We start from the raw sequence: 18904 nt of genomic DNA on the forward strand, positions 1-18904 counted from the left end.
AAATTTTTACCCACAATAAAAAACTTTTGCTAAAATATAGGTTATTGACATTAGTTTATCATTTTTTCATAAGGTTTTGAAAGTACAAGGAATTTTCAAGGGGGATTCAAAATGAATGGTAAAAGGTGGGCGGCATTAGGAATAGCCGCTGGTTTATTTATTGCGTCAATTGTGATTAATCTACTATCAACATTCGCATTCAGCGACGCGGAAAATGCGTTTGAAGATATGTTCGCTGTCTCGGAAGAAATGTTTGCTGAAGAAGTCATCGAAGAGGGTGACATGCTGAGCAAAATTGCGGTATTGACCATTAACGGAGTCATCCAGGATACCGGGGATGCACAATCGTTCTTTGAAAGCCCACTCTATAATCATCGGGTATTCATGGAGCAGCTTGATTATGTAAAAGAATCGGATGATGTGAAAGCCATTATCCTCCAGGTGAACTCTCCAGGCGGGGGTGTTGTGGAAAGCGCAGAAATCCACGACAAGATCAAGGAAATCCAGAAAGAAACGAAAAAGCCGATTTATGTATCGATGGGTTCAATGGCAGCATCGGGCGGATATTATGTGTCTGCTCCTGCCGATAAAATCTTTGCAAGTCCCGAAACACTGACAGGCTCACTTGGCGTCATCATGCAAGGCGTGAATTATGCAGGGCTTGCAGAAAAATACGGTGTCGAATTCACGACAATTAAGAGTGGTCCATACAAGGATATCATGAGCCCAACAAGACCGATGACGGATGAAGAACGGGAAATCCTTCAGTCCATGATCAACAACTCTTATGAAGGATTCGTCAAAGTCATTTCTGAAGGACGCGGCATGTCTGTCGAGCAGGTCAAAAAAATTGCCGATGGCCGCATCTATGATGGACGCCAGGCCAAGCAGCTGAACTTGATCGATGGATTCGGCTATCTGGAAGATGTCATTGACAACGTCAGGAAAGATGAGAAGCTTGGGGATGCGACTGTAGTAAAGTATACGGAAAGCATGGGCTTTGGTTCGTTTTTCAGCATGGGGACACAGAAAATCATGGGGAAAGACGCAGAAATGGCAGGCCTGATGAAACTATTATCCCAGCCTAATTCTCCACGTCTAATGTACTTATACGCTGAATAAGGGGGGGGACAAAAAATGAATTCCAAAGAATTTGATAAAGATGAAACGAGGGATTCGGCTGAACTTGGGCGGAATGATATTCAAGGAGAATCTGGCGACACCCTGGCTGATGCGGATCGTTTACATCAAGAACATGACAGCATCCTAATGGATGGTGATCGTTCAAATTATAGAGAACATGACAGAATTGCGACAGATACTGATCGTACAAACCATAAAGAACATGAAAACATCCGACTTAAAGGCGACAGTACTCGTTATACAGAATCTGAAAAATCGGCACCACAGGCAGATTATGCAAATGCCGTTAATGATGAAATAGGCAGGCCAACTGGAGAGAATCATTTATTCGCTGGCCAATATGCCGGATTCTGGACGCGTTTTTGGGCCTATTTGCTGGATTTGATTGTCATTGGGAGTATTAACAGGCTGATCATCAATCCTGTTTTCCGGGCATTGGATATCCCATTACTGGAGGAAGGGGTCTTTTCACCGATGACCATCGCCACGGCTGTTGTTTTCTATTTGTATTTTGTTCTGATGACAAAATATCTCGGCCAGACTCTAGGGAAAATGGTGTTTGGACTGAAAGTGGTGGAACTGGATGGCACAAGCCTGACATGGGGCACTGTCATTTTCCGCGAGTGGATCGGCCGCTTCATTTCAGCAACAATTTTTGTGCTGTATATTGTCGTTGCTTTTACAAACAAGAAGCAGGGAGTGCATGACCTGTTCGCTGATACCACTGTCATATATGAACCACGCTAAAATGAACCTGCTGCGGCAGGTTTATTTTTTTGCTTTTTTGTTGATAATAATAGGCTGAAAGGTTGTGGAGGATGATGAAATGGGTGCTGCTTGCCATACTGCTCTTAACAGTGCTGGCCATTATAATCCTTTTTACTAGAGTTAAGATTTTTCTGGATTATTTCCACGGCAATGATAATGATCATCTAAAAGTGACATTAAAAGCCTGGGGTGGACTCATAAAATACAAGATTGACGTCCCTGTCATAAAAATTGATGACAATTCCCCTTCTATCGTTGCCGAGAAAAAAACGGAAACAGGTCCTGATGAAAACATTAAAAAAGATCAAACCACTCAAGTAGACAAAAATGATGTACTGAACAGCATCCATGATATCAGGCAGCTCCTTACACATATTGCTGGCTTTCACAAAATCATCAGGGGATTTCTGAAGAAAGTAACGATCCGCAATATAGAATGGCATACTATGGTTGGCGTGGGTGACGCAGCAGCCACGGCGGTGATCACCGGTGCTCTTTGGGCAGCCAAGGGCGGTGTGATCGGGATTATGAGCCAGTATATGAAACTAAAAGAGATGCCGGTCATGACAATCACGCCAAGTTTTCAGCAAACCATTTCAATTACTAGTTTTAAATGTATGTTTCAAGTCAGAGTCGGGCATGCTATTTTAGCAGGAATAAAGCTGGTTAAATATTGGAAAGGCGGCTGGCCTGACTTCAAATCAAAGCAATTGTCCGCACTTTCCGGTGACAATACTAATTCTGTCTAAAATAAGGAGGAAACAGGAATGTCCGACCATCCAATTCAAGGACTAATGACAACTGCTATGGAAAGCTTAAAGGAAATGATTGATGTCAACACAATCATTGGGGACCCTGTAGAAACACCGGATGGAAGTGTAATCCTGACAGTTTCAAAGGTGGGTTTCGGATTTGCGGCTGGAGGCAGTGAATTCGTTTTGGAAAGTTCAAAGGGAGGATCCGGCGGCTCAGGCGGTTCTGGTGGCTCAGGTGGCTCAGGAGGACAGCAAGGAGGACCACAGCACCCGTTCGGCGGCGGTAGCGGCGGAGGGGTTTCCATTACGCCAATCGCTTTCTTGATTGTAAGTTCAAGAGGCGTCAAGATGCTCCACCTAGATGAAAGCACGCATCTATACGAAAAGATTCTTGATCTGGCACCACAAGCAGTGGAAAAAATCCAGCAAATGATGTCCAAGAAAGATCAGGGCAGCCAGGAAGGCAACCAGAACAAGAGCCAAAACCAAAACGACTACAACGGACCAAAAACTGACCTAGAGTTTTAAGACCATGCTGCCTTTTCAAATTGAAGAGGCAGCTTACTTATGTCATTGGTGACGTCAGTACATTTTAAAATAATTGCAAAAAAATTCTTTAAAAGATATATTAACACTGTACATAAAATGGACAAGGAGGATGAGCAGGTATGGCATCTGTTACATTTAAGGGGAATCCAGTTACATTATTAGGAAATGAAGTAAAGGTAGGAGACCAGGCACCTGATTTCAAAGTGCTTGCAAACGACCTTTCTGAAGTCACTCTCCAGGATTCAAAAGGACAAGTACGACTAATCAGTGTGGTACCATCACTTGATACAGGTGTTTGCGACGCACAGACTCGCCGTTTCAACGAGGAAGCTGCGAACCTTGATAACGTCAAGATTCTTACCGTAAGCGTTGACCTACCATTTGCACAAAAGCGCTGGTGCGGAGCCGCAGGAATCGAGAACGTCCAGACTCTATCAGACCACCGCGAACTTTCTTTCGGTGAAGCATATGGAGTAGCGATCAAGGAACTTCGCCTGCTGGCTCGCGCAGTATTCGTTGTTGACTCAAACGACAAAGTAACTTACACAGAATATGTTAGCGAAGCAACAGACCACCCGAACTACGAAGCCGCAGTAGAAGCTGCAAAACAAGCAAACTAAAACAATCAGTCATCATGGAACAAGCCGCAGAATAAAACTGCGGCTTGTTTTGTTATTATTATGATTAGATAGACGGAATGCTGGAATCGAGAAAAAGGTCCGATAACAGGTCTTTAATGGACAAACGGAAGGCTGAAAAGGTGAAAAATGTCCGATAGAAGGTGCCTAACGGACAAACAGAAGGCTGGGAACGAGAAAAGTGTCCGATAGAAGGTCTCTAACGGACAAACAGAAGACTGGGAACGTGTAGAATTTCAAAAGAAAGTCATTTAGGGATATAGAGAAGACGAATCATAAATCCCACATGACAAATGCTATATGGCTTGAGACATTCCAGCCATATACCTTGTACAGAACAAGAAACATGGCTAAAATAGATAAATATCTATTCAAATCGGGAGGAAGTAAATTGAGTATGACTCCGGTCGAACAATTATTTACCGCATTCAATACTACAGCGGACATTTTAAAAGAAGAACTTTCATGTACATATTTAGAGGCGCTGGCTGAAACAGGGGAAAATATTTTCCAGGGCACGGTGCTTCAGGACGAATTAGATGAAGTCACAAAGAAGAGGCTTGAAAAAGCATACAAAGATATCATTCTTGATTCTTTTAGCAAAGAGGAAATCCGCAAAGGCTTCCAGTTGGCGACCCTGAAGGGCATGAAGGAGCATATTCAGCCTAATCACCAGATGACGCCAGATTCTGTCGGCATGTTCATCGGATATCTCGTCAGTAAATTTGTTGACAAGAAATCATTCAGGCTGCTTGATCCGGCTGTCGGCACGGGGAATCTGCTGGCCACGGTTTTGAACCAGCAGACCAATAAAGAAATCGAATCTGTAGGTGTTGAGATTGATGATCTCCTCATCCGCCTCGCATTCGTCAATGCCAATCTGCAGAAGCATCCGGTTGAATTTTTTAACCAGGACAGTCTTGAACCATTGTTTGTCGATCCGGCGGATGTGGTCATTTGCGACCTTCCGGTTGGCTATTATCCAAATGACCTAAGGGCTGCGGATTATGAGGTCAAAGCAGCAGAAGGACATACGTATTCGCACCATTTGTTCATTGAGCAAAGCACAAGGCACCTAAAAGATGGCGGGTACTTGTTCTTCATGATCCCGAATGGACTTTTTGAAAGCGAGCAAGCTCCAATGCTGCATGAATTCATTAAGGATCATCTGATTGTTCAGGGTGTTTTACAGCTTCCAGCTTCTTTGTTCAAAACCAAGCAGGCTGCTAAGAGCATCCTGATTCTTCAGAAAAAGGGTGACGAAGTGAAGCCTCCAAAACAGGCTCTCCTTGCCGAGCTGCCGAAATTCTCAGATGGACCAGCAGTCAATCGGGTTCTGGATAAAATTGACCAATGGTATAAAGAGAATAAAAGGCAGTAAAATAACGAAAAGGACCGGTTATTGCCGGTTCTTTTGTCGTTCAAAAGGGTAAATACACCATGATAATATTTTTTTCTAATCCTTAGAAGTATCAGAATAAAAACTCATTTTGCGTTTAAGCAAGCTTTTCTTGAAATGTGAAAAAGACAGTGTTTAAATGGGGTATTGAGAGATATATTCACGGCCTGTGGCACACAATAAAGGTGTACTATTTCATTGGATTTTTAATCAGGTTGTTATATAAAAGGAGCGGTACAAAATGGCAAAAATCATTGCAATCAATGCCGGCAGTTCTTCACTTAAGTTCCAACTGTTCGAAATGCCGAGCGAAGAGGTTATCACAAAAGGAATCGTCGAGAGGATCGGTCTGAAGGACTCAATTTTCACAATCAGTGTGAATGGAGAAAAAAACAAAGAAGTTACCGATATTCCGAATCATGAGGTTGCGGTAAAAATCCTTCTTGATAAACTGACTACACTGGGAATTATCAAGTCATTGGATGAAATCGAAGGAATCGGACATCGTGTCGTTCACGGCGGCGAGGAATTCAGTGATTCTATCTTGATCACAGAAGAGGTTTTACAGAAAATTGATCAGCTTTCCGAGCTGGCACCGCTGCACAACCCAGCAAACTTGACTGGTATCCGTGCATTCCAGCAGGTACTGCCGAATGTTCCGGCGATTGCTGTGTTTGATACGGCTTTCCACCAGACGATGCCTGAAAACTCATTCCTTTACAGCCTTCCTTACGATTACTATAAAAAGTACGGTATCCGTAAATACGGCTTCCATGGAACTTCGCACAAGTATGTTTCCCAGCGTGCTGCAGAAATGCTTGGCCGTCCTGTGGAGCACCTTCGCCTGATTTCCTGCCACCTTGGAAATGGAGCTAGTATTGCGGCAATCGAAGGCGGGAAATCTATCGATACATCCATGGGATTCACACCTTTAGCAGGTGTGACGATGGGAACTCGTTCAGGAAATATTGACCCTGCATTGATTCCATACATCATGGAAAAAACAGATAAGAGTGCGGATGAAGTATTGAATGTCCTGAATAAAGAGAGCGGTATGCTAGGTGTATCCGGATTCTCAAGTGACCTTCGCGACATCGAAGACGAAGCCGAAAAAGGAAATGACCGTGCAGAGCTTGCGTTGAAGGTGTTTGCTGACAGAATCCATAAATACATTGGATCATACGCAGCCCGCATGTGCGGTGTTGACGCCATCATCTTTACAGCTGGTATCGGTGAAAACAGTTCAGCAATCCGTGCCCGCGTATTGCAGGGACTGGAATTCATGGGTATCTACTGGGACCCAGCTTTGAATAAAGTTCGCGGGGAAGAAGCATTCATCAGCTATCCTCACTCACCAGTGAAAGTAATGGTCATTCCGACAGATGAAGAAGTCATGATTGCACGTGATGTTGTGCGTTTGGCGAAATAAATTGATTTCAGGCAGGAGCTGAGTGCTCCTGCCTTTTAATGTTGAATCCGAATTTATGCTATACTGGAAGAAAATTCACACTAGCTGGAGGGTTTTCGATGCCTTTGACTCAACGGGAACAAAAGGTGCTGGATGAATTGAATGCTTGGGAAAACAAGCTGTATGACTATGAACCGAATGACTTTGAACTGGCATATGACCGATATCTTGAACGTTCTTTTACATCATTGCCAGTCGAGGTCCAGGAGCGCTTTTTTACGTTGTTCGACAGCTGGCTTTTCCACCTTCATTCTTTGATCCAGGGTTCGCAATTGCAAATGGATGCCAAGGAACGGATTCTTTCTGCTGGACGGGTATTCGATCCGGACTTAGATACGATCAAAGACCTGAGAGAACTGCCTATTGAGCAGCTGGAATTCATCGCCAAGCAGCAAATTGCCCGCCATAGACTCTATTCCTTTGTACAGGGAGGAATGTCAGGAAGCGGCGGAAACCTTGTGCTGGGGGTCGATATGCCGGCGATGGCGGTCATCAATCTGCGAATTGTTCAGCTTGTTGCGATGACATACGGTTTCGAGGTGAATACACCGTTTGAGATGATGGTCGCGCTGAAGGTCTTCCATACTGCCACAATGCCTTCGAGGATGCAAAGTGCCGGCTGGGAAGAATTGAAAAATGACCTTGACCAGGCAGAAGACTTCTATTTTTACGAAGGAAATGACGATCTTACAGACGTAACATGGCTTGAACAGCCAATTAAGCAAGTCTTCAAGGGTATGGCAATCTTGATGTTCCGCAAAAAGCATGTCCAGGGGATGCCGATCATCTCGATGGCAATCGGCGCAGGGGCAAACTATCAATTGACAAGGAGAGTCACCGATTTTGCCCATAGATTTTACCAAATGAGATATTTCAAAGAAAAAGGGGCATTGTAGGAAATGAGCATACAAGAGCATAAGCAGGCTGCACCAAGCCAAGTGCGCTGCAAAGTCATAACAGTAAGCGATACAAGGACACCCGAAACCGACAAAAGCGGAAAGTTGATGATGGAGTACCTTGAATCAGCAGGCCACAAAATCGTCGACTATGTGATTGTCAAAGATGAAGCAGAACCAATCAGGTCCGAAGTCCTGAAAGGCTCCGCCAACCCAGAAGTGGATGTCATCCTGACAAACGGCGGTACTGGAATCGCCAAACGTGACGTCACGATCGAAACGGTCCAGAGCCTCTTTGAAAAAGAAATCCCGGGATTCGGTGAGATCTTTCGGATGTTAAGCTATCAGGAGGATATTGGCTCAGCTGCATTGCTGTCAAGGGCCGCAGCAGGAGTCGTGAACGATCGGGCGGTCTTTTCAACACCAGGCTCAACAGGAGCAGTCCGCCTGGCCATGGAAAAACTGATTATCCCAGAGATTGGGCATGTTGTAAGAGAATTGAAGAAGGATTTATAATTACTAAGTGGATGGAATCTTAACGGATTTCATCTTTTTTTGTGGTGAAAAGGGATTTGGTAAAAATTGTAGAATTAAGTATAGAAGTTTCCAGAGAAAAGGAAGTTGAAGTGTTGATAAAAGGAGACTCTAAAGCCGACTGAGGTAGTCAATCATTTGATAGGTTAGAGAGAAAAACGGGGAAGCTGTAAAAAGAGCCTGGATTCTGACAGGTTTGGACCATTTGGTGTTATAACTGTCAAAATAAGTTCGGGATTATGACAGGTTTGAAGCAATAAGGGGAGAAGTTGTCAAAAAAAGTCCTGTATTCAGACAGGGTTGAAGCATTCAGAGGAAAAGCTGTCAAAAAAAGCCCTGGATTCAGACAGGTTTGAAGCATTCAGAGTAAAAGCTGTCAAAAAAAGCCCTGAATTCAGACAGGTTTGAAGCATTCAGAGTAAAAGCTGTCAAAAAAAGCCCTGGGTTCAGACAGTTTTGAAGCATTCAGAGGAAAAGCTGTCAAAATAACCGCTGAATTTAGACAGGTTTGAAGCATTCGGAGGAAAAGCTGTCAAAAAAAGCCCTGAATTCAGACAGGTTTGAAGCATTCAGAGTAAAAGCTGTCAAATAAAGCCCTGAATTCAGACAGGTTTGAAGCATTCGGAGGAAAGGCTGTCAAAAAAACACTGGAATAGGTTGAAGGGAACAAGGGGGATGCTGGGAATGTTTAAGTTAAGAGAAATAAATACAGATGAAGAGTTATTAAACCAAGTAGCGGACTTATATCAACAAGTATGGGCTCAAGAGGACCTTTCAATCAAGGAACGAGTTACGAGGCATGCAGGCTATGCTGACTACAGAGGGTTTGTGGCAATTTCCAATCAGGGGGAAATTGCTGGATATGCATATGGCTATTCTTCTCTACCGGGTCAGTATTATCATGGATTACTCTCAGAAGCGTTAAATCCAGAAGAGGAACAAACCTGGCTGACAGATTGTTTTGAATTCGTTGAATTGGGTGTGCTTCCGGCATTCAGGAATCAAGGACTGGCAAAAGAGCTGGTAAATCACTTACTGGATTGAGCAGGTCATAAGACAGCGGTATTAACAACACAACTTGATAACGACTCTGCTAGGGGTTTATATGAAACATTGGGATGGCGCGTCATTAAACAGCCGTTTTACCCAAATGAAAATGGACAGCCTTATGTCATAATGGGAAAGCAATTGAGATGAAACTAATCATTGCCTTATTCATTGCCGTAATAGGAAATATTTTGATTGGTTCCTCTGTCAATGAACTCGGCCTGATGGGAAATGGCTGATTAAGGGTACGACTGTTCTTATTAGCGCGATCAATATAGGCAAAAAGCAGAGACACCAAAAATAGCCTGAGGCTCACTCAGGCTATTTTTTATGGAATTAAATGTGTTATCCGTGCATCTTCTCTGAAGTAATATCCTGATGTGTTCGGTACCAGAGCCACAGGTCGTTGATGATGGATGCGAGCTCTGCAATTTCGCTGTTCAATTGACATGAAATGACAAAGTCACTTTCATTGGAAAGCTGTGCTTGCTTATGGTTGATTGTTTGTTCAAGCTCGGCAATCCGATCAGGAATGCCTCCGCGTATTTTTTCCCAGTGAAGCAGGATGGCGTGCTGTGTATCAAGGTCATATTCTTCCCAGTTCTTTTTAAAATCAGGCAGGGGTATGCCCAGTCGGCTGTTAAAAAGAAAATATTGATCCATTCGTGAAGCCCCCATTCCGGTAAACATGCTTACATTCTACTATACTTTTATTTCCTCTTCTACATTAGCCAATCAGAAGTTTTTTGGAAAATTAAAATTTAGCCTTGAAAAGTTCGATAAAACCTGTTAATTTTATAAACATGAATAAAAATTTATATACATGTATAAATATCCGAACTAGAAAAGGAGATCAACAAAATGACTGAAAACAAAGTGGTGCTTGCCTACTCTGGCGGGCTTGATACATCTGTTGCGATTAAATGGCTAAAGGATCAAGGATACGCGGTAGTAGCGTGCTGCCTTGATGTCGGTGAAGGTAAGGACCTTGATTTTATTAAAGAAAAAGCTTTGAAAGTAGGGGCAGTTCAATCATACGTTTTGGATGTCAAAGAAGAGTTTGCCACCGAATATGCACTTTTCGCCCTCCAGGCACATGCGTTATACGAAGGGAAGTATCCGCTTGTTTCGGCACTTTCTCGCCCGCTTATTTCTAAGAAACTAGTAGAAATTGCAGAAATGGAAGGCGCTGTTGCTGTAGCCCATGGCTGCACGGGCAAAGGGAATGACCAGGTTCGATTTGAAGTATCCATCAAAGCATTGAATCCTGAACTTAAGGTGATTGCTCCAGTACGTGAATGGAAATGGTCACGTGAAGAAGAAATTGCTTATGCGGCCAACAATGGCATACCGATTCCCATCAATCTGGACAGCCCATTCTCTATCGACCAGAATTTATGGGGTCGAAGCAATGAGTGTGGAATCCTGGAAGATCCATGGCAGGCACCTCCAGTCGAGGCATATGAATTGACTGCCGAGCTGGAAGATACACCTGATACCCCTGATGTCATCGAGATTGAGTTTGTTGAAGGAGTGCCGACTGCCATTGACGGCAAAGCATATTCTCTTTCAGAATTGATCCTTGAATTGAATTCCGTTGCAGGCAAGCATGGTGTTGGAAGGATTGACCATGTGGAAAACCGCCTTGTTGGCATCAAGTCGCGCGAGGTGTATGAAGCACCTGCTGCGATGACTCTGATCAAGGCACATAAAGAATTGGAAGATATCACACTTGTAAAAGAAGTGGCCCATTTCAAACCGGTAATTGAGAAAAAAATGACAGAATTGATTTATGAAGGGTTATGGTTCTCCCCGCTTCAGGAAGCGCTGGCTGCATTCCTGAAGTCAACCCAGAAGCATGTCACTGGCACAGTACGCGTCAAGTTATTCAAAGGCCACGCCATCGTCGAGGGCAGAAAATCACCTTATTCTCTATACAATGAGAAATTGGCGACATATACTGCAGATGACGAGTTTGACCACAATGCTGCGGTTGGTTTCATCAACCTTTGGGGACTGCCAACAGTTGTCCACAGCATGGTCCAGGGCAAGAAGGTGACAGTGTGAAAAAATTATGGGGCGGCAGATTCACCGGATCTGCAGAAGAATGGGTAGATGAGTTCGGTGCATCGATCGGCTTTGACCAGGAATTGGCGAAGCAGGACATCGAGGGAAGCGTCGCCCATGCTACAATGCTTGCTGCCTGTGGAATCATCACAGAAGCGGAGGCGGACGAAATCATTCAAGGATTGAAAAAACTTGCGCAGCAAGCTGAGCAAGGTGAACTGGATTATTCAGCTAAACTGGAAGATATTCATTTAAATCTGGAGCATCACCTGACAGAATTGATTGGTCCGACTGGCGGGAAACTCCATACAGCAAGAAGCAGGAATGACCAGGTTGCAACTGATATGCATTTGTACCTGAAAGAGCAGGTGTCGGAAATCATTGCACTGATCACTGATTTCCAAAAAACACTCGTCGATCAGGCTGAGCAAAATATCGAGACACTGATGCCAGGGTACACCCATTTGCAAAGAGCACAGCCTATCTCGTTTGCACATCATCTCATGGCTTATTTTTGGATGCTGGATAGAGACAAACAGCGTTTTATCGATAGCCTGAAAAGGATCAATCTTTCGCCTCTTGGTGCCGGGGCACTCGCTGGGACTACTTTTCCGATTGACCGCCATATGACAGCTGAAATGCTGGGGTTTGCCGGTATTTATGAAAATAGCCTTGATGCGGTTAGTGATCGTGATTTCATTCTTGAGTTCCTGTCGGACAGTTCGATCTTGATGATGCACCTTTCAAGATTATGTGAGGAAATCATTCTCTGGACCAGCCAGGAATTCCAGTTCATCGAGCTATCCGATGCTTTTACTACTGGAAGCAGCATCATGCCGCAGAAGAAAAATCCTGATATGGCCGAATTGATCCGGGGAAAAACTGGCCGTGTGTATGGCAGCCTGATGGGTCTGCTGACCGTATTGAAAGGTTTGCCTTTAGCCTATAACAAGGATATGCAGGAAGATAAAGAGGGAATGTTTGATACAGTCAAGACAGTCAGAGGCTCCCTGAAGATTTTTGCTGGGATGATCAGTACGATGAAGGTTAAGAAAGAGAAGATGGAAGGCTCTGTAAAAAATGACTTCTCCAATGCAACGGAATTGGCTGATTATCTAGCGGCTAAAGGAGTTCCTTTCAGGGAGGCCCATGAAATCGTCGGCAAGCTTGTGCTGACTTGCATACAAAAAGGCTGTTACCTTGCGGATCTCCCGTTAGAGACATATAAAGATATGAACCCTTTATTCGAGGAAGATATCTATCATGCATTGAATCCGTATAATGCGGTAGAACGAAGGAAGAGTGCTGGAGGCACCGGTTTTTCACAGGTCGAGGTTCAAATCGGAAAAGCAAAAGCGTCCATTAAAATGTAAGAAGCACGCAGCTTTTGCTGCGTGCTTTATTCATGATGGTAATTAATCATTTTTGTCTGTTCTAACAACTAGGACATCACAGGATGCATAGCGGGTAATATGTTCAGACACACTTCCTATAAAGAAGCGTTCCACTGCGTTCATTCCTGTTGCCCCGCAAATAATCAGGTCGGCGTTGTATTTTTTCGCAACATCCTTCGCAATCTTGACCTTTGGTGAACCATAATCGATTTCGTAGCTTACATCTTTAATGCCGGCATCGGTTGCCTGTTGTTTGTAGCTTTCCATCAACTCAGTGGCAAACTGGTTCGCACGCTCAGAGATTGTGCGGTCATATGCCTCAACAGTGGCAAATGTGCGCAAGTCGATGATATGGGTCATGACCAGTCTGGCATCGTTCCTTTTTGCGATTTCAATGGCTTTCTTGAAAGCCCATGCTGCTTCTTTAGAACCATCAACGGCAACTAAAATATTCTTATAATATAGCGCCATAGTTCTCGCCTCCTTTACCTATATTATACAACAGTTTCCTTGGTATAGCTGTGACAATCCAACGAAAACTATATATGCAAGCATCACATCAAAGGAGGAACCAATATGGATAAAAAGGAGAGACAAGGCCGGTCATCCTATGATTATGATGACCAGGGTATTATGCAAGTCAGCCAGCAGATCATGGATTCCTACAACAGCGGAATAGTACCCCAGGAACAGATGAAAGCAGCCGCAGAAGCCGATGAGGAAATGAGATAGTTTTTAGGGAAATCAGCCTGAAAGGTCCTGCAAATTATAGAAAAAGTAGTAAGGGCTTGTTAATCTAGTGTTCTTAGCAAGCCTTTGACTTTTAAAAGGATAGCAATTTTTTTGCAAACGGTAGATGGCTGCAGTTGGAATAATGTAAAAGAGAGTGATTTTAAAAGTTAACCGTCAATATGAAATATAATTAAGAGAGATAATATCTTTAATATTCAGAATAGTATATTTTAGGGAAGTTCATACGAATTGTTTTGCCAAAAGCTCTTTTTTCTACTAAAATGAAAGTGTTTTCAATCTTGTTTCTTTTTACTTTTTTCCACTTTTAAAATAGTATGAAGAAGCAGCTTGAAATGGAAGAGCAATCTAATACATAGGAGGTATGCAAGAATGCGTATCGGTGTACCTAAAGAGATAAAGAATAATGAAAACCGTGTGGCGATGACGCCTGCAGGAGTCGTCAACCTTGTGAATTTCGGGCATGAGGTTTATATCGAAACAGGTGCCGGAATCGGCTCAAGTTTTACGGATGAGGATTACAAAGCTGCTGGCGCTTTAATCGTCGAGAGCGCTCAAGAAGCATGGGCACAGGATATGGTCATGAAGGTTAAAGAACCTCTGCCAGAAGAATACGGATATTTCCGTGAGGGTTTAATTTTATTTACATATTTACACCTCGCTCCAGAACCTGAGCTGACAAAAGCATTGATCGAGAACAAGGTAGTCGGTATTGCTTACGAAACAGTTCAGCTGGCAAACGGCTCACTTCCATTGCTGACGCCTATGAGTGAAGTGGCTGGCCGTATGTCCACACAAATCGGCGCTCAGTTCCTTGAAAAGGTACATGGCGGAAAAGGAATCCTTCTTGGCGGAGTTCCTGGTGTACAAAGAGGAAAGGTTACCATTATCGGCGGCGGTGTAGCCGGGACGAATGCAGCGAAAATGGCAGTCGGACTTGGTGCTGAAGTTACTATGATCGACTTGAATCCTGACCGTCTTCGCCATTTAGACGATATTTTTGGATCTGATATTACAACTTTAATGTCCAATCCTTTGAATATTGCTGAAGCAGTTAAAGCTTCTGACTTAGTGATCGGTGCTGTGTTGATTCCTGGCGCTAAGGCTCCTAAGCTTGTGACTGAAGAAATGATTCAGTCCATGAACACGGGATCAGTCGTTGTTGATATCGCGATCGACCAGGGCGGAATTTTTGAAACAACTGACAGAATCACGACTCACGACAACCCAACTTATGAAAAGCATGGTGTTGTGCACTATGCAGTTGCCAATATGCCTGGAGCAGTTCCACGGACAAGCACAATCGCACTGACAAACGTAACAGTGCCTTATGCTGTGCAGATTGCGAACAAAGGGTACAAGAAGGCTTGCCTGGATAATGAAGCGTTGCTGAAAGGAATCAACACGCTTAATGGCTATGTAACATACCAGGCGGTCGCTGAAGCGCATAACCTTGTATATTCTGAAACAAAAACATTATTGGAACAAATCTAATGATTCACTGAGATCCGGAGCCAAGCATCCGGATCTTTTTATATGGGCCAATTTTGGACAAAGCTGTTTAAAATCTTTCAATTTTAGCGTATATTATTTATGGGATACGGGTTCTTTAATGGAATGTCCGTGATAAATTGTAACTTGAGGAGTGTCATGATGGAAAAAGTACTTGTTTTTGGCCATAAAAATCCTGATACAGATACAATCTGCTCTGCGATTGCGTATGCAAACTTAAAGCAAAAGCTTGGTGTCGATGCAGAAGCAGTCCGACTGGGCCAGGTCAATGGAGAAACTCAATATGCACTAGATTATTTCAAGGCTGGGGCACCTCGCCTTGCTGGAAGGGTTTCTGAAGAAGTGGACAAGGTCATCCTTGTCGACCATAACGAACGTCAGCAAAGTGCGGAAGATATTACTGATGTACAGATCGTTGAAGTAATTGACCACCACCGTGTGGCCAATTTTGAAACAAGCGATCCACTTTATTTCCGTGTTGAGCCAGTTGGCTGCACAGCGACAATCCTGAACAAGATGTACAAGGAAAACAATGTTGAAATCGATAAGAACATTGCCGGATTGATGCTGTCTGCAATCATTTCCGATTCCTTGCTGTTCAAATCACCAACCTGCACAGACCAGGACGTGGCGGCTGCTCGTGAACTGGCTGAAATTGCTGGAGTGAATGCAGAAGAATACGGTCTTGAAATGCTGAAGGCTGGCGCTGATCTTAGCAGCAAAACGATTGAAGAGCTCATCTCCCTTGACGCAAAGGAATTCCAAATGGGTGAGTCAAAGGTTGAAATCGCCCAGGTGAACACAGTGGACGTCAATGATGTTCTCTCACGCAAGGTGGAGCTTGAGGATGCATTGAACAAGAAAGTGGCTGAGAAGAAGCTTGGTTTATTCTTGCTGGTCATCACGGATATTTTAACAAATGATTCTGCTGCACTTGCGATTGGTGAAAAGGCTTCAGCAGTCGAAGAAGCATTCAATGTGACGCTTGAAGACAATACAGCGACACTTAAAGGCGTCGTTTCCCGCAAGAAGCAAGTCGTTCCAGTACTGACAAACGTATTGGCTAAATAATCGCCAACAAAAGAAAACCGTCCATGCCAAATCGGCAGGACGGTTTTTGCTTTTTGGGGGGTCAGATAAACCCATCTTGGCTAAGCGAATCTCTCAGATCTTGCAGTTGCTTTTTTCAGCTTGAATGTAATATAGGCAAAATAGACAAAAGCTGCAATCGAGAAATAGATCCATGCTTGCGCTACCTGATCAGTCTTCCAGAGGCCGGTCATGGACAGCAATGCCGGGAAAGTCAAAGTCAGCCATGACTGAACCATTGCTACCTTGCCGACGTACGCATCGATTTTTTTGTTTATTCCCATCGACAGGAAGAACAGGAACCAGAGATAGGCCCACATCAGCCAAGTAAGCGTATTGACGATGTCTCCAAAATGGATATATGCAACGAATGCGTAAATAAGGGCTATGACAGCCACCCAAAGAGAGTACCAGCCCAGTCCGCTGCCATCAAGGTCCTTCAATAAGGTCATGCCAACATATAAATAAGTAAAGCCAAACAGAAAGATGCTGGCAAGGCTGTATATAGTCCAATTGCTTTGGTCAGATGCGATGATTAAATAGAATGGAACGATGACCTGCATGGCTCCGATAAATAAATTGAATACTGCTACACTTTTCGCATTCGCTTTTCCCAGAAGCATCAAGCTGTTCAGGAAAAGTGCTGCGCCTGATAATAATAAACCTGCGTCTCCCATGATGTATGCCGTCCTGATGAATGGACGGCTCTTTCCTCCTTTATCGAGCAGCGATAGATTAAATAAGAAAGAGCAATTCCAAAACCCTATTTTCGAGGATGAAAGGAATTGCTCCTTATGTTAACTTGCAGCTATTAAACCATTTTCTTCGACTGATCGACTTTGTCCATATCCTTGGATGTAAAATATCCCGGCAGGATCTCATCAATTGTCGTTTCCTTCACATCACCGTTCAGGTTCGAAAGATAGATTTTAGTATCCTCAGTCGCAAATTCTGCAATAACCTGGCGGCAGGCACCGCAAGGAGAAACAGGACCTTCAGTATCAGCGACTACTGCAATCGCCTTGATTTCTGTATCACCCTCGGATACAGCCTTAAAAATGGCAGTTCTTTCGGCACAGTTTGTCAGTCCGTAAGAGGCATTTTCAATATTGCAGCCAAGATAGACATTGTCATTGCTCGTAATGATTGCTGCGCCAACCTGAAACTTAGAATATGGAACGTATGCTGTGCTTCTTGCTTCTATAGCTTTTTCAACAAGCGTCTTTTTATCCATCGTCCATTCCCCATTCCCAAATGGTATTTTTGTTGCTTAGTATGAAGAGTCAGAAGACAATCCGTTGACAATTGCTACGCCAGAGCTTGCACCAATTCTTGTTGCACCAGCTTCGATCATGCTTTGTGCATCCTCAAGGCTTCTAACGCCACCTGATGCCTTAACGCCGATATCAGGGCCCACTGTTTTTCTCATCAAAGCGATGTCCTCCACAGTTGCTCCTCCTGTTGAGAATCCTGTAGATGTCTTGACGAAATCAGCTCCTGCACTAACAGAAAGCTTGCAAGCCATTTCTTTTTCCTCATCATTAAGAAGGCAAGTTTCGATGATCACCTTAGTCAATGCTTTGCCTTTTGCTGCGTCAACAACAGCTTTGATATCTTTTTCAACAAGGTCATACTGCTTGTCCTTCAAAGCACCAATGTTGATGACCATGTCAACCTCAGTCGCGCCATTTTCAATTGCATTTTTTGTTTCGAATGACTTTGTTTCAGAAGTTGCAGCTCCAAGAGGGAAGCCGATTACTGTACAAACTTTTACATCTTCAGCATCCTTAAGAATTTCAGCAGCAGTCTTTACCCATGTTGGGTTAACACAGACAGAAGCGAATTTATATTCTTTTGCTTCCTCAGCCAGCTTTACAATCTCTGCTTCAGTTGCATTTGCTTTAAGCAATGTGTGATCAATCATACCCGCTAAATCTTTAATCATATAATTCATTCCCTTTCCAAAAAAAATGTAATGAAACGCTTTCATAATGAGCAAAAATATATAGCACAAAGTTATTATGTGTTACTTACATGAATAATATATCAGGTGGTTGAACAAATGTAAATAACCTAATGAACATATGTAAAAATAAAAACTGGAAATACACGGGATTGTCATAACTCCTTTTGTCTTTGTAAAATTTTCTTTTGACTTTAACAGGACATTTCTTTATAGTGGCAATATAAATTGAATACAAATCCTGCATCGCGGGAGAGGTTCATAGCGGACACCCTCTATAAAAAACTATGGATTTGAATAATTTCAACCATACCCATGAGGATGTGGTTTTTTCATTAGCAGGGTTTTCGGCCTCGTTTAGCGTTTGCGGACATTAGTGGAGGCTTTATAATGGCAGGAAGAAAAGATGAGGAAATGAAAGATTTGACGTTGCTTGGAAACCAGGGGACCAAATACTTATTTGAATACAGCCCTGAAATATTGGAAACCTTCGAAAACAAGCATCCATACAGGGATTATTTTGTGAAATTCAATACACCGGAATTTACGAGCCTGTGCCCGATCACTGGACAGCCGGATTTTGCTTCGATTTATATCAGTTACATCCCGGATAAGCTGATGGTAGAAAGCAAGTCCTTGAAACTGTATCTATTCAGCTTCAGGAACCACGGTGATTTCCACGAGGATTGCATGAACATCATCATGAATGACTTAATCAAGCTGATGGATCCAAGATATATTGAAGTCTGGGGAAAATTCACGCCAAGAGGCGGAATCTCGATCGATCCATACACAAACTACGGAAAGCCAGAAACAAAATACGAGGAAATGGCTAACTACCGGATGATGAACCACGATATGTACCCGGAAAAAGTCGATAATCGCTAAATAGGAAAAGAGCAGCTGCAGATGCTGCTCTTTTTTAACTGGAA

21 protein-coding genes and 1 riboswitch are annotated in these 18904 nt (G+C 43.3%); of the genes, 16 read left to right on the top strand and 5 right to left on the bottom strand.

What is annotated here, in order from left to right; translation table 11 throughout:
* Positions 1 to 111 precede the first annotated feature (111 nt).
* The 10 genes from sppA to FS736_RS11780 all read left to right on the top strand — a co-directional run bounded on the left by sppA (position 112) and on the right by FS736_RS11780 (position 9194).
* Positions 112 to 1122: a signal peptide peptidase SppA gene (gene sppA, locus FS736_RS11735; protein ID WP_144477311.1), complete on the top strand. Its 1011-nt coding sequence runs from the start codon at positions 112 to 114 to the stop codon at positions 1120 to 1122.
* A gap of 318 nt (positions 1123 to 1440) precedes the next feature.
* Positions 1441 to 1890 (top strand): RDD family protein, encoded by a 450-nt coding sequence (locus FS736_RS11740; protein ID WP_260983591.1) that lies wholly within the window; start codon positions 1441 to 1443, stop codon positions 1888 to 1890.
* Between the two features lie 71 nt (positions 1891 to 1961).
* Positions 1962 to 2660 (top strand): DUF2953 domain-containing protein, encoded by a 699-nt coding sequence (locus tag FS736_RS11745; protein ID WP_313959719.1) that lies wholly within the window; start codon positions 1962 to 1964, stop codon positions 2658 to 2660.
* A gap of 18 nt (positions 2661 to 2678) precedes the next feature.
* On the top strand, positions 2679 to 3194 hold the full coding sequence (gene ytfJ, locus FS736_RS11750) for a GerW family sporulation protein (protein WP_144477314.1): 516 nt from the start codon (positions 2679 to 2681) through the stop codon (positions 3192 to 3194).
* 140 nt (positions 3195 to 3334) lie between these two features.
* Positions 3335 to 3835 carry a thiol peroxidase gene (gene tpx / locus FS736_RS11755; protein ID WP_144477317.1) on the top strand — a complete coding sequence of 167 codons (501 nt, stop codon included), beginning with the start codon at positions 3335 to 3337 and terminating at the stop codon, positions 3833 to 3835.
* Positions 3836 to 4244: 409 nt separating this feature from the next.
* The gene (locus FS736_RS11760; RefSeq protein WP_144477320.1) at positions 4245 to 5234 is read left to right on the top strand and encodes a class I SAM-dependent methyltransferase; all 990 of its coding nucleotides are present in this window, start codon (positions 4245 to 4247) and stop codon (positions 5232 to 5234) included.
* 259 nt (positions 5235 to 5493) lie between these two features.
* A complete protein-coding gene (locus tag FS736_RS11765; protein WP_144477323.1) occupies positions 5494 to 6681 on the top strand; it encodes an acetate kinase in 1188 nt (395 codons plus the stop codon).
* 98 nt (positions 6682 to 6779) lie between these two features.
* Entirely contained in the window at positions 6780 to 7616 is an 837-nt protein-coding gene (locus FS736_RS11770) for an EcsC family protein (protein ID WP_144477326.1), read from the top strand.
* Positions 7617 to 7619: 3 nt separating this feature from the next.
* On the top strand, positions 7620 to 8132 hold the full coding sequence (locus FS736_RS11775; RefSeq protein WP_144477329.1) for a MogA/MoaB family molybdenum cofactor biosynthesis protein: 513 nt from the start codon (positions 7620 to 7622) through the stop codon (positions 8130 to 8132).
* 702 nt (positions 8133 to 8834) lie between these two features.
* On the top strand, positions 8835 to 9194 hold the full coding sequence (locus FS736_RS11780; RefSeq protein ID WP_260983588.1) for a GNAT family N-acetyltransferase: 360 nt from the start codon (positions 8835 to 8837) through the stop codon (positions 9192 to 9194).
* A 348-nt stretch (positions 9195 to 9542) separates the two neighbouring features.
* Here the strand turns inward: FS736_RS11780 and FS736_RS11785 are convergent, their stop codons facing one another.
* Positions 9543 to 9860: a hypothetical protein gene (locus tag FS736_RS11785; RefSeq protein ID WP_144477331.1), complete on the bottom strand. Its 318-nt coding sequence runs from the start codon at positions 9858 to 9860 to the stop codon at positions 9543 to 9545.
* A 198-nt stretch (positions 9861 to 10058) separates the two neighbouring features.
* Between FS736_RS11785 and FS736_RS11790 the strand changes: the two genes are divergently transcribed.
* Positions 10059 to 11264, top strand: a complete 1206-nt coding sequence (locus FS736_RS11790; protein WP_144477334.1) for an argininosuccinate synthase — start codon at positions 10059 to 10061, stop codon at positions 11262 to 11264.
* Entirely contained in the window at positions 11261 to 12637 is a 1377-nt protein-coding gene (argH, locus tag FS736_RS11795; protein WP_144477337.1) for an argininosuccinate lyase, read from the top strand. Before FS736_RS11790 ends, argH begins: the two co-directional genes overlap by 4 nt.
* Positions 12638 to 12679: 42 nt before the next feature.
* Here the strand turns inward: argH and FS736_RS11800 are convergent, their stop codons facing one another.
* Positions 12680 to 13129, bottom strand: a complete 450-nt coding sequence (locus FS736_RS11800) for a universal stress protein (protein ID WP_144477340.1) — start codon at positions 13127 to 13129, stop codon at positions 12680 to 12682.
* A gap of 105 nt (positions 13130 to 13234) precedes the next feature.
* Between FS736_RS11800 and FS736_RS24305 the strand changes: the two genes are divergently transcribed.
* The 3 genes from FS736_RS24305 to FS736_RS11810 all read left to right on the top strand — a co-directional run bounded on the left by FS736_RS24305 (position 13235) and on the right by FS736_RS11810 (position 15991).
* Positions 13235 to 13390 (top strand): hypothetical protein, encoded by a 156-nt coding sequence (locus tag FS736_RS24305; protein WP_186326762.1) that lies wholly within the window; start codon positions 13235 to 13237, stop codon positions 13388 to 13390.
* 390 nt (positions 13391 to 13780) lie between these two features.
* Positions 13781 to 14902 carry an alanine dehydrogenase gene (gene ald, locus FS736_RS11805; protein WP_144477343.1) on the top strand — a complete coding sequence of 374 codons (1122 nt, stop codon included), beginning with the start codon at positions 13781 to 13783 and terminating at the stop codon, positions 14900 to 14902.
* Positions 14903 to 15061: 159 nt separating this feature from the next.
* Positions 15062 to 15991 carry a manganese-dependent inorganic pyrophosphatase gene (locus FS736_RS11810; RefSeq protein WP_144477797.1) on the top strand — a complete coding sequence of 310 codons (930 nt, stop codon included), beginning with the start codon at positions 15062 to 15064 and terminating at the stop codon, positions 15989 to 15991.
* A gap of 80 nt (positions 15992 to 16071) precedes the next feature.
* Here FS736_RS11810 and FS736_RS11815 read toward each other — a convergent pair whose 3' ends face one another.
* The 3 genes from FS736_RS11815 to deoC form a co-directional block, all read right to left on the bottom strand.
* The gene (locus FS736_RS11815; RefSeq protein WP_144477346.1) at positions 16072 to 16686 is read right to left on the bottom strand and encodes an AmiS/UreI family transporter; all 615 of its coding nucleotides are present in this window, start codon (positions 16684 to 16686) and stop codon (positions 16072 to 16074) included.
* Positions 16687 to 16820: 134 nt separating this feature from the next.
* Entirely contained in the window at positions 16821 to 17243 is a 423-nt protein-coding gene (locus tag FS736_RS11820; protein WP_144477349.1) for a cytidine deaminase, read from the bottom strand.
* A gap of 36 nt (positions 17244 to 17279) precedes the next feature.
* Positions 17280 to 17954, bottom strand: a complete 675-nt coding sequence (gene deoC, locus FS736_RS11825; protein WP_144477352.1) for a deoxyribose-phosphate aldolase — start codon at positions 17952 to 17954, stop codon at positions 17280 to 17282.
* Positions 17955 to 18220: 266 nt separating this feature from the next.
* Positions 18221 to 18267: riboswitch (PreQ1 riboswitch) on the top strand.
* Between the two features lie 95 nt (positions 18268 to 18362).
* Between deoC and queF the strand changes: the two genes are divergently transcribed.
* Positions 18363 to 18860 (top strand): preQ(1) synthase, encoded by a 498-nt coding sequence (queF, locus tag FS736_RS11830; protein ID WP_144477355.1) that lies wholly within the window; start codon positions 18363 to 18365, stop codon positions 18858 to 18860.
* Positions 18861 to 18904 lie beyond the last annotated feature (44 nt).

The organism is Cytobacillus oceanisediminis 2691 (assembly GCF_007678455.1).
GTDB lineage: Bacteria > Bacillota > Bacilli > Bacillales > Cytobacillaceae > Mesobacillus > Mesobacillus oceanisediminis_A.

What these genes read in the sequence shown, in the direction of transcription:
- sppA (WP_144477311.1), top strand. Translation starts at nt 112, where the DNA reads ATGAATGGTAAAAGGTGGGCGGCATTAGGAATAGCCGCTGGTTTATTT.
- FS736_RS11745 (WP_313959719.1), top strand. Translation starts at nt 1,962, where the DNA reads ATGATGAAATGGGTGCTGCTTGCCATACTGCTCTTAACAGTGCTGGCC.
- ytfJ (WP_144477314.1), top strand. Translation starts at nt 2,679, where the DNA reads ATGTCCGACCATCCAATTCAAGGACTAATGACAACTGCTATGGAAAGC.
- tpx (WP_144477317.1), top strand. Translation starts at nt 3,335, where the DNA reads ATGGCATCTGTTACATTTAAGGGGAATCCAGTTACATTATTAGGAAAT.
- FS736_RS11765 (WP_144477323.1), top strand. Translation starts at nt 5,494, where the DNA reads ATGGCAAAAATCATTGCAATCAATGCCGGCAGTTCTTCACTTAAGTTC.
- FS736_RS11770 (WP_144477326.1), top strand. Translation starts at nt 6,780, where the DNA reads ATGCCTTTGACTCAACGGGAACAAAAGGTGCTGGATGAATTGAATGCT.
- FS736_RS11775 (WP_144477329.1), top strand. Translation starts at nt 7,620, where the DNA reads ATGAGCATACAAGAGCATAAGCAGGCTGCACCAAGCCAAGTGCGCTGC.
- FS736_RS11780 (WP_260983588.1), top strand. Translation starts at nt 8,835, where the DNA reads ATGTTTAAGTTAAGAGAAATAAATACAGATGAAGAGTTATTAAACCAA.
- FS736_RS11785 (WP_144477331.1), bottom strand. Translation starts at nt 9,860, where the DNA reads ATGGATCAATATTTTCTTTTTAACAGCCGACTGGGCATACCCCTGCCT.
- FS736_RS11790 (WP_144477334.1), top strand. Translation starts at nt 10,059, where the DNA reads ATGACTGAAAACAAAGTGGTGCTTGCCTACTCTGGCGGGCTTGATACA.
- FS736_RS11800 (WP_144477340.1), bottom strand. Translation starts at nt 13,129, where the DNA reads ATGGCGCTATATTATAAGAATATTTTAGTTGCCGTTGATGGTTCTAAA.
- FS736_RS24305 (WP_186326762.1), top strand. Translation starts at nt 13,235, where the DNA reads ATGGATAAAAAGGAGAGACAAGGCCGGTCATCCTATGATTATGATGAC.
- ald (WP_144477343.1), top strand. Translation starts at nt 13,781, where the DNA reads ATGCGTATCGGTGTACCTAAAGAGATAAAGAATAATGAAAACCGTGTG.
- FS736_RS11810 (WP_144477797.1), top strand. Translation starts at nt 15,062, where the DNA reads ATGGAAAAAGTACTTGTTTTTGGCCATAAAAATCCTGATACAGATACA.
- FS736_RS11815 (WP_144477346.1), bottom strand. Translation starts at nt 16,686, where the DNA reads ATGGGAGACGCAGGTTTATTATTATCAGGCGCAGCACTTTTCCTGAAC.
- FS736_RS11820 (WP_144477349.1), bottom strand. Translation starts at nt 17,243, where the DNA reads ATGGATAAAAAGACGCTTGTTGAAAAAGCTATAGAAGCAAGAAGCACA.
- deoC (WP_144477352.1), bottom strand. Translation starts at nt 17,954, where the DNA reads ATGATTAAAGATTTAGCGGGTATGATTGATCACACATTGCTTAAAGCA.
- queF (WP_144477355.1), top strand. Translation starts at nt 18,363, where the DNA reads ATGGCAGGAAGAAAAGATGAGGAAATGAAAGATTTGACGTTGCTTGGA.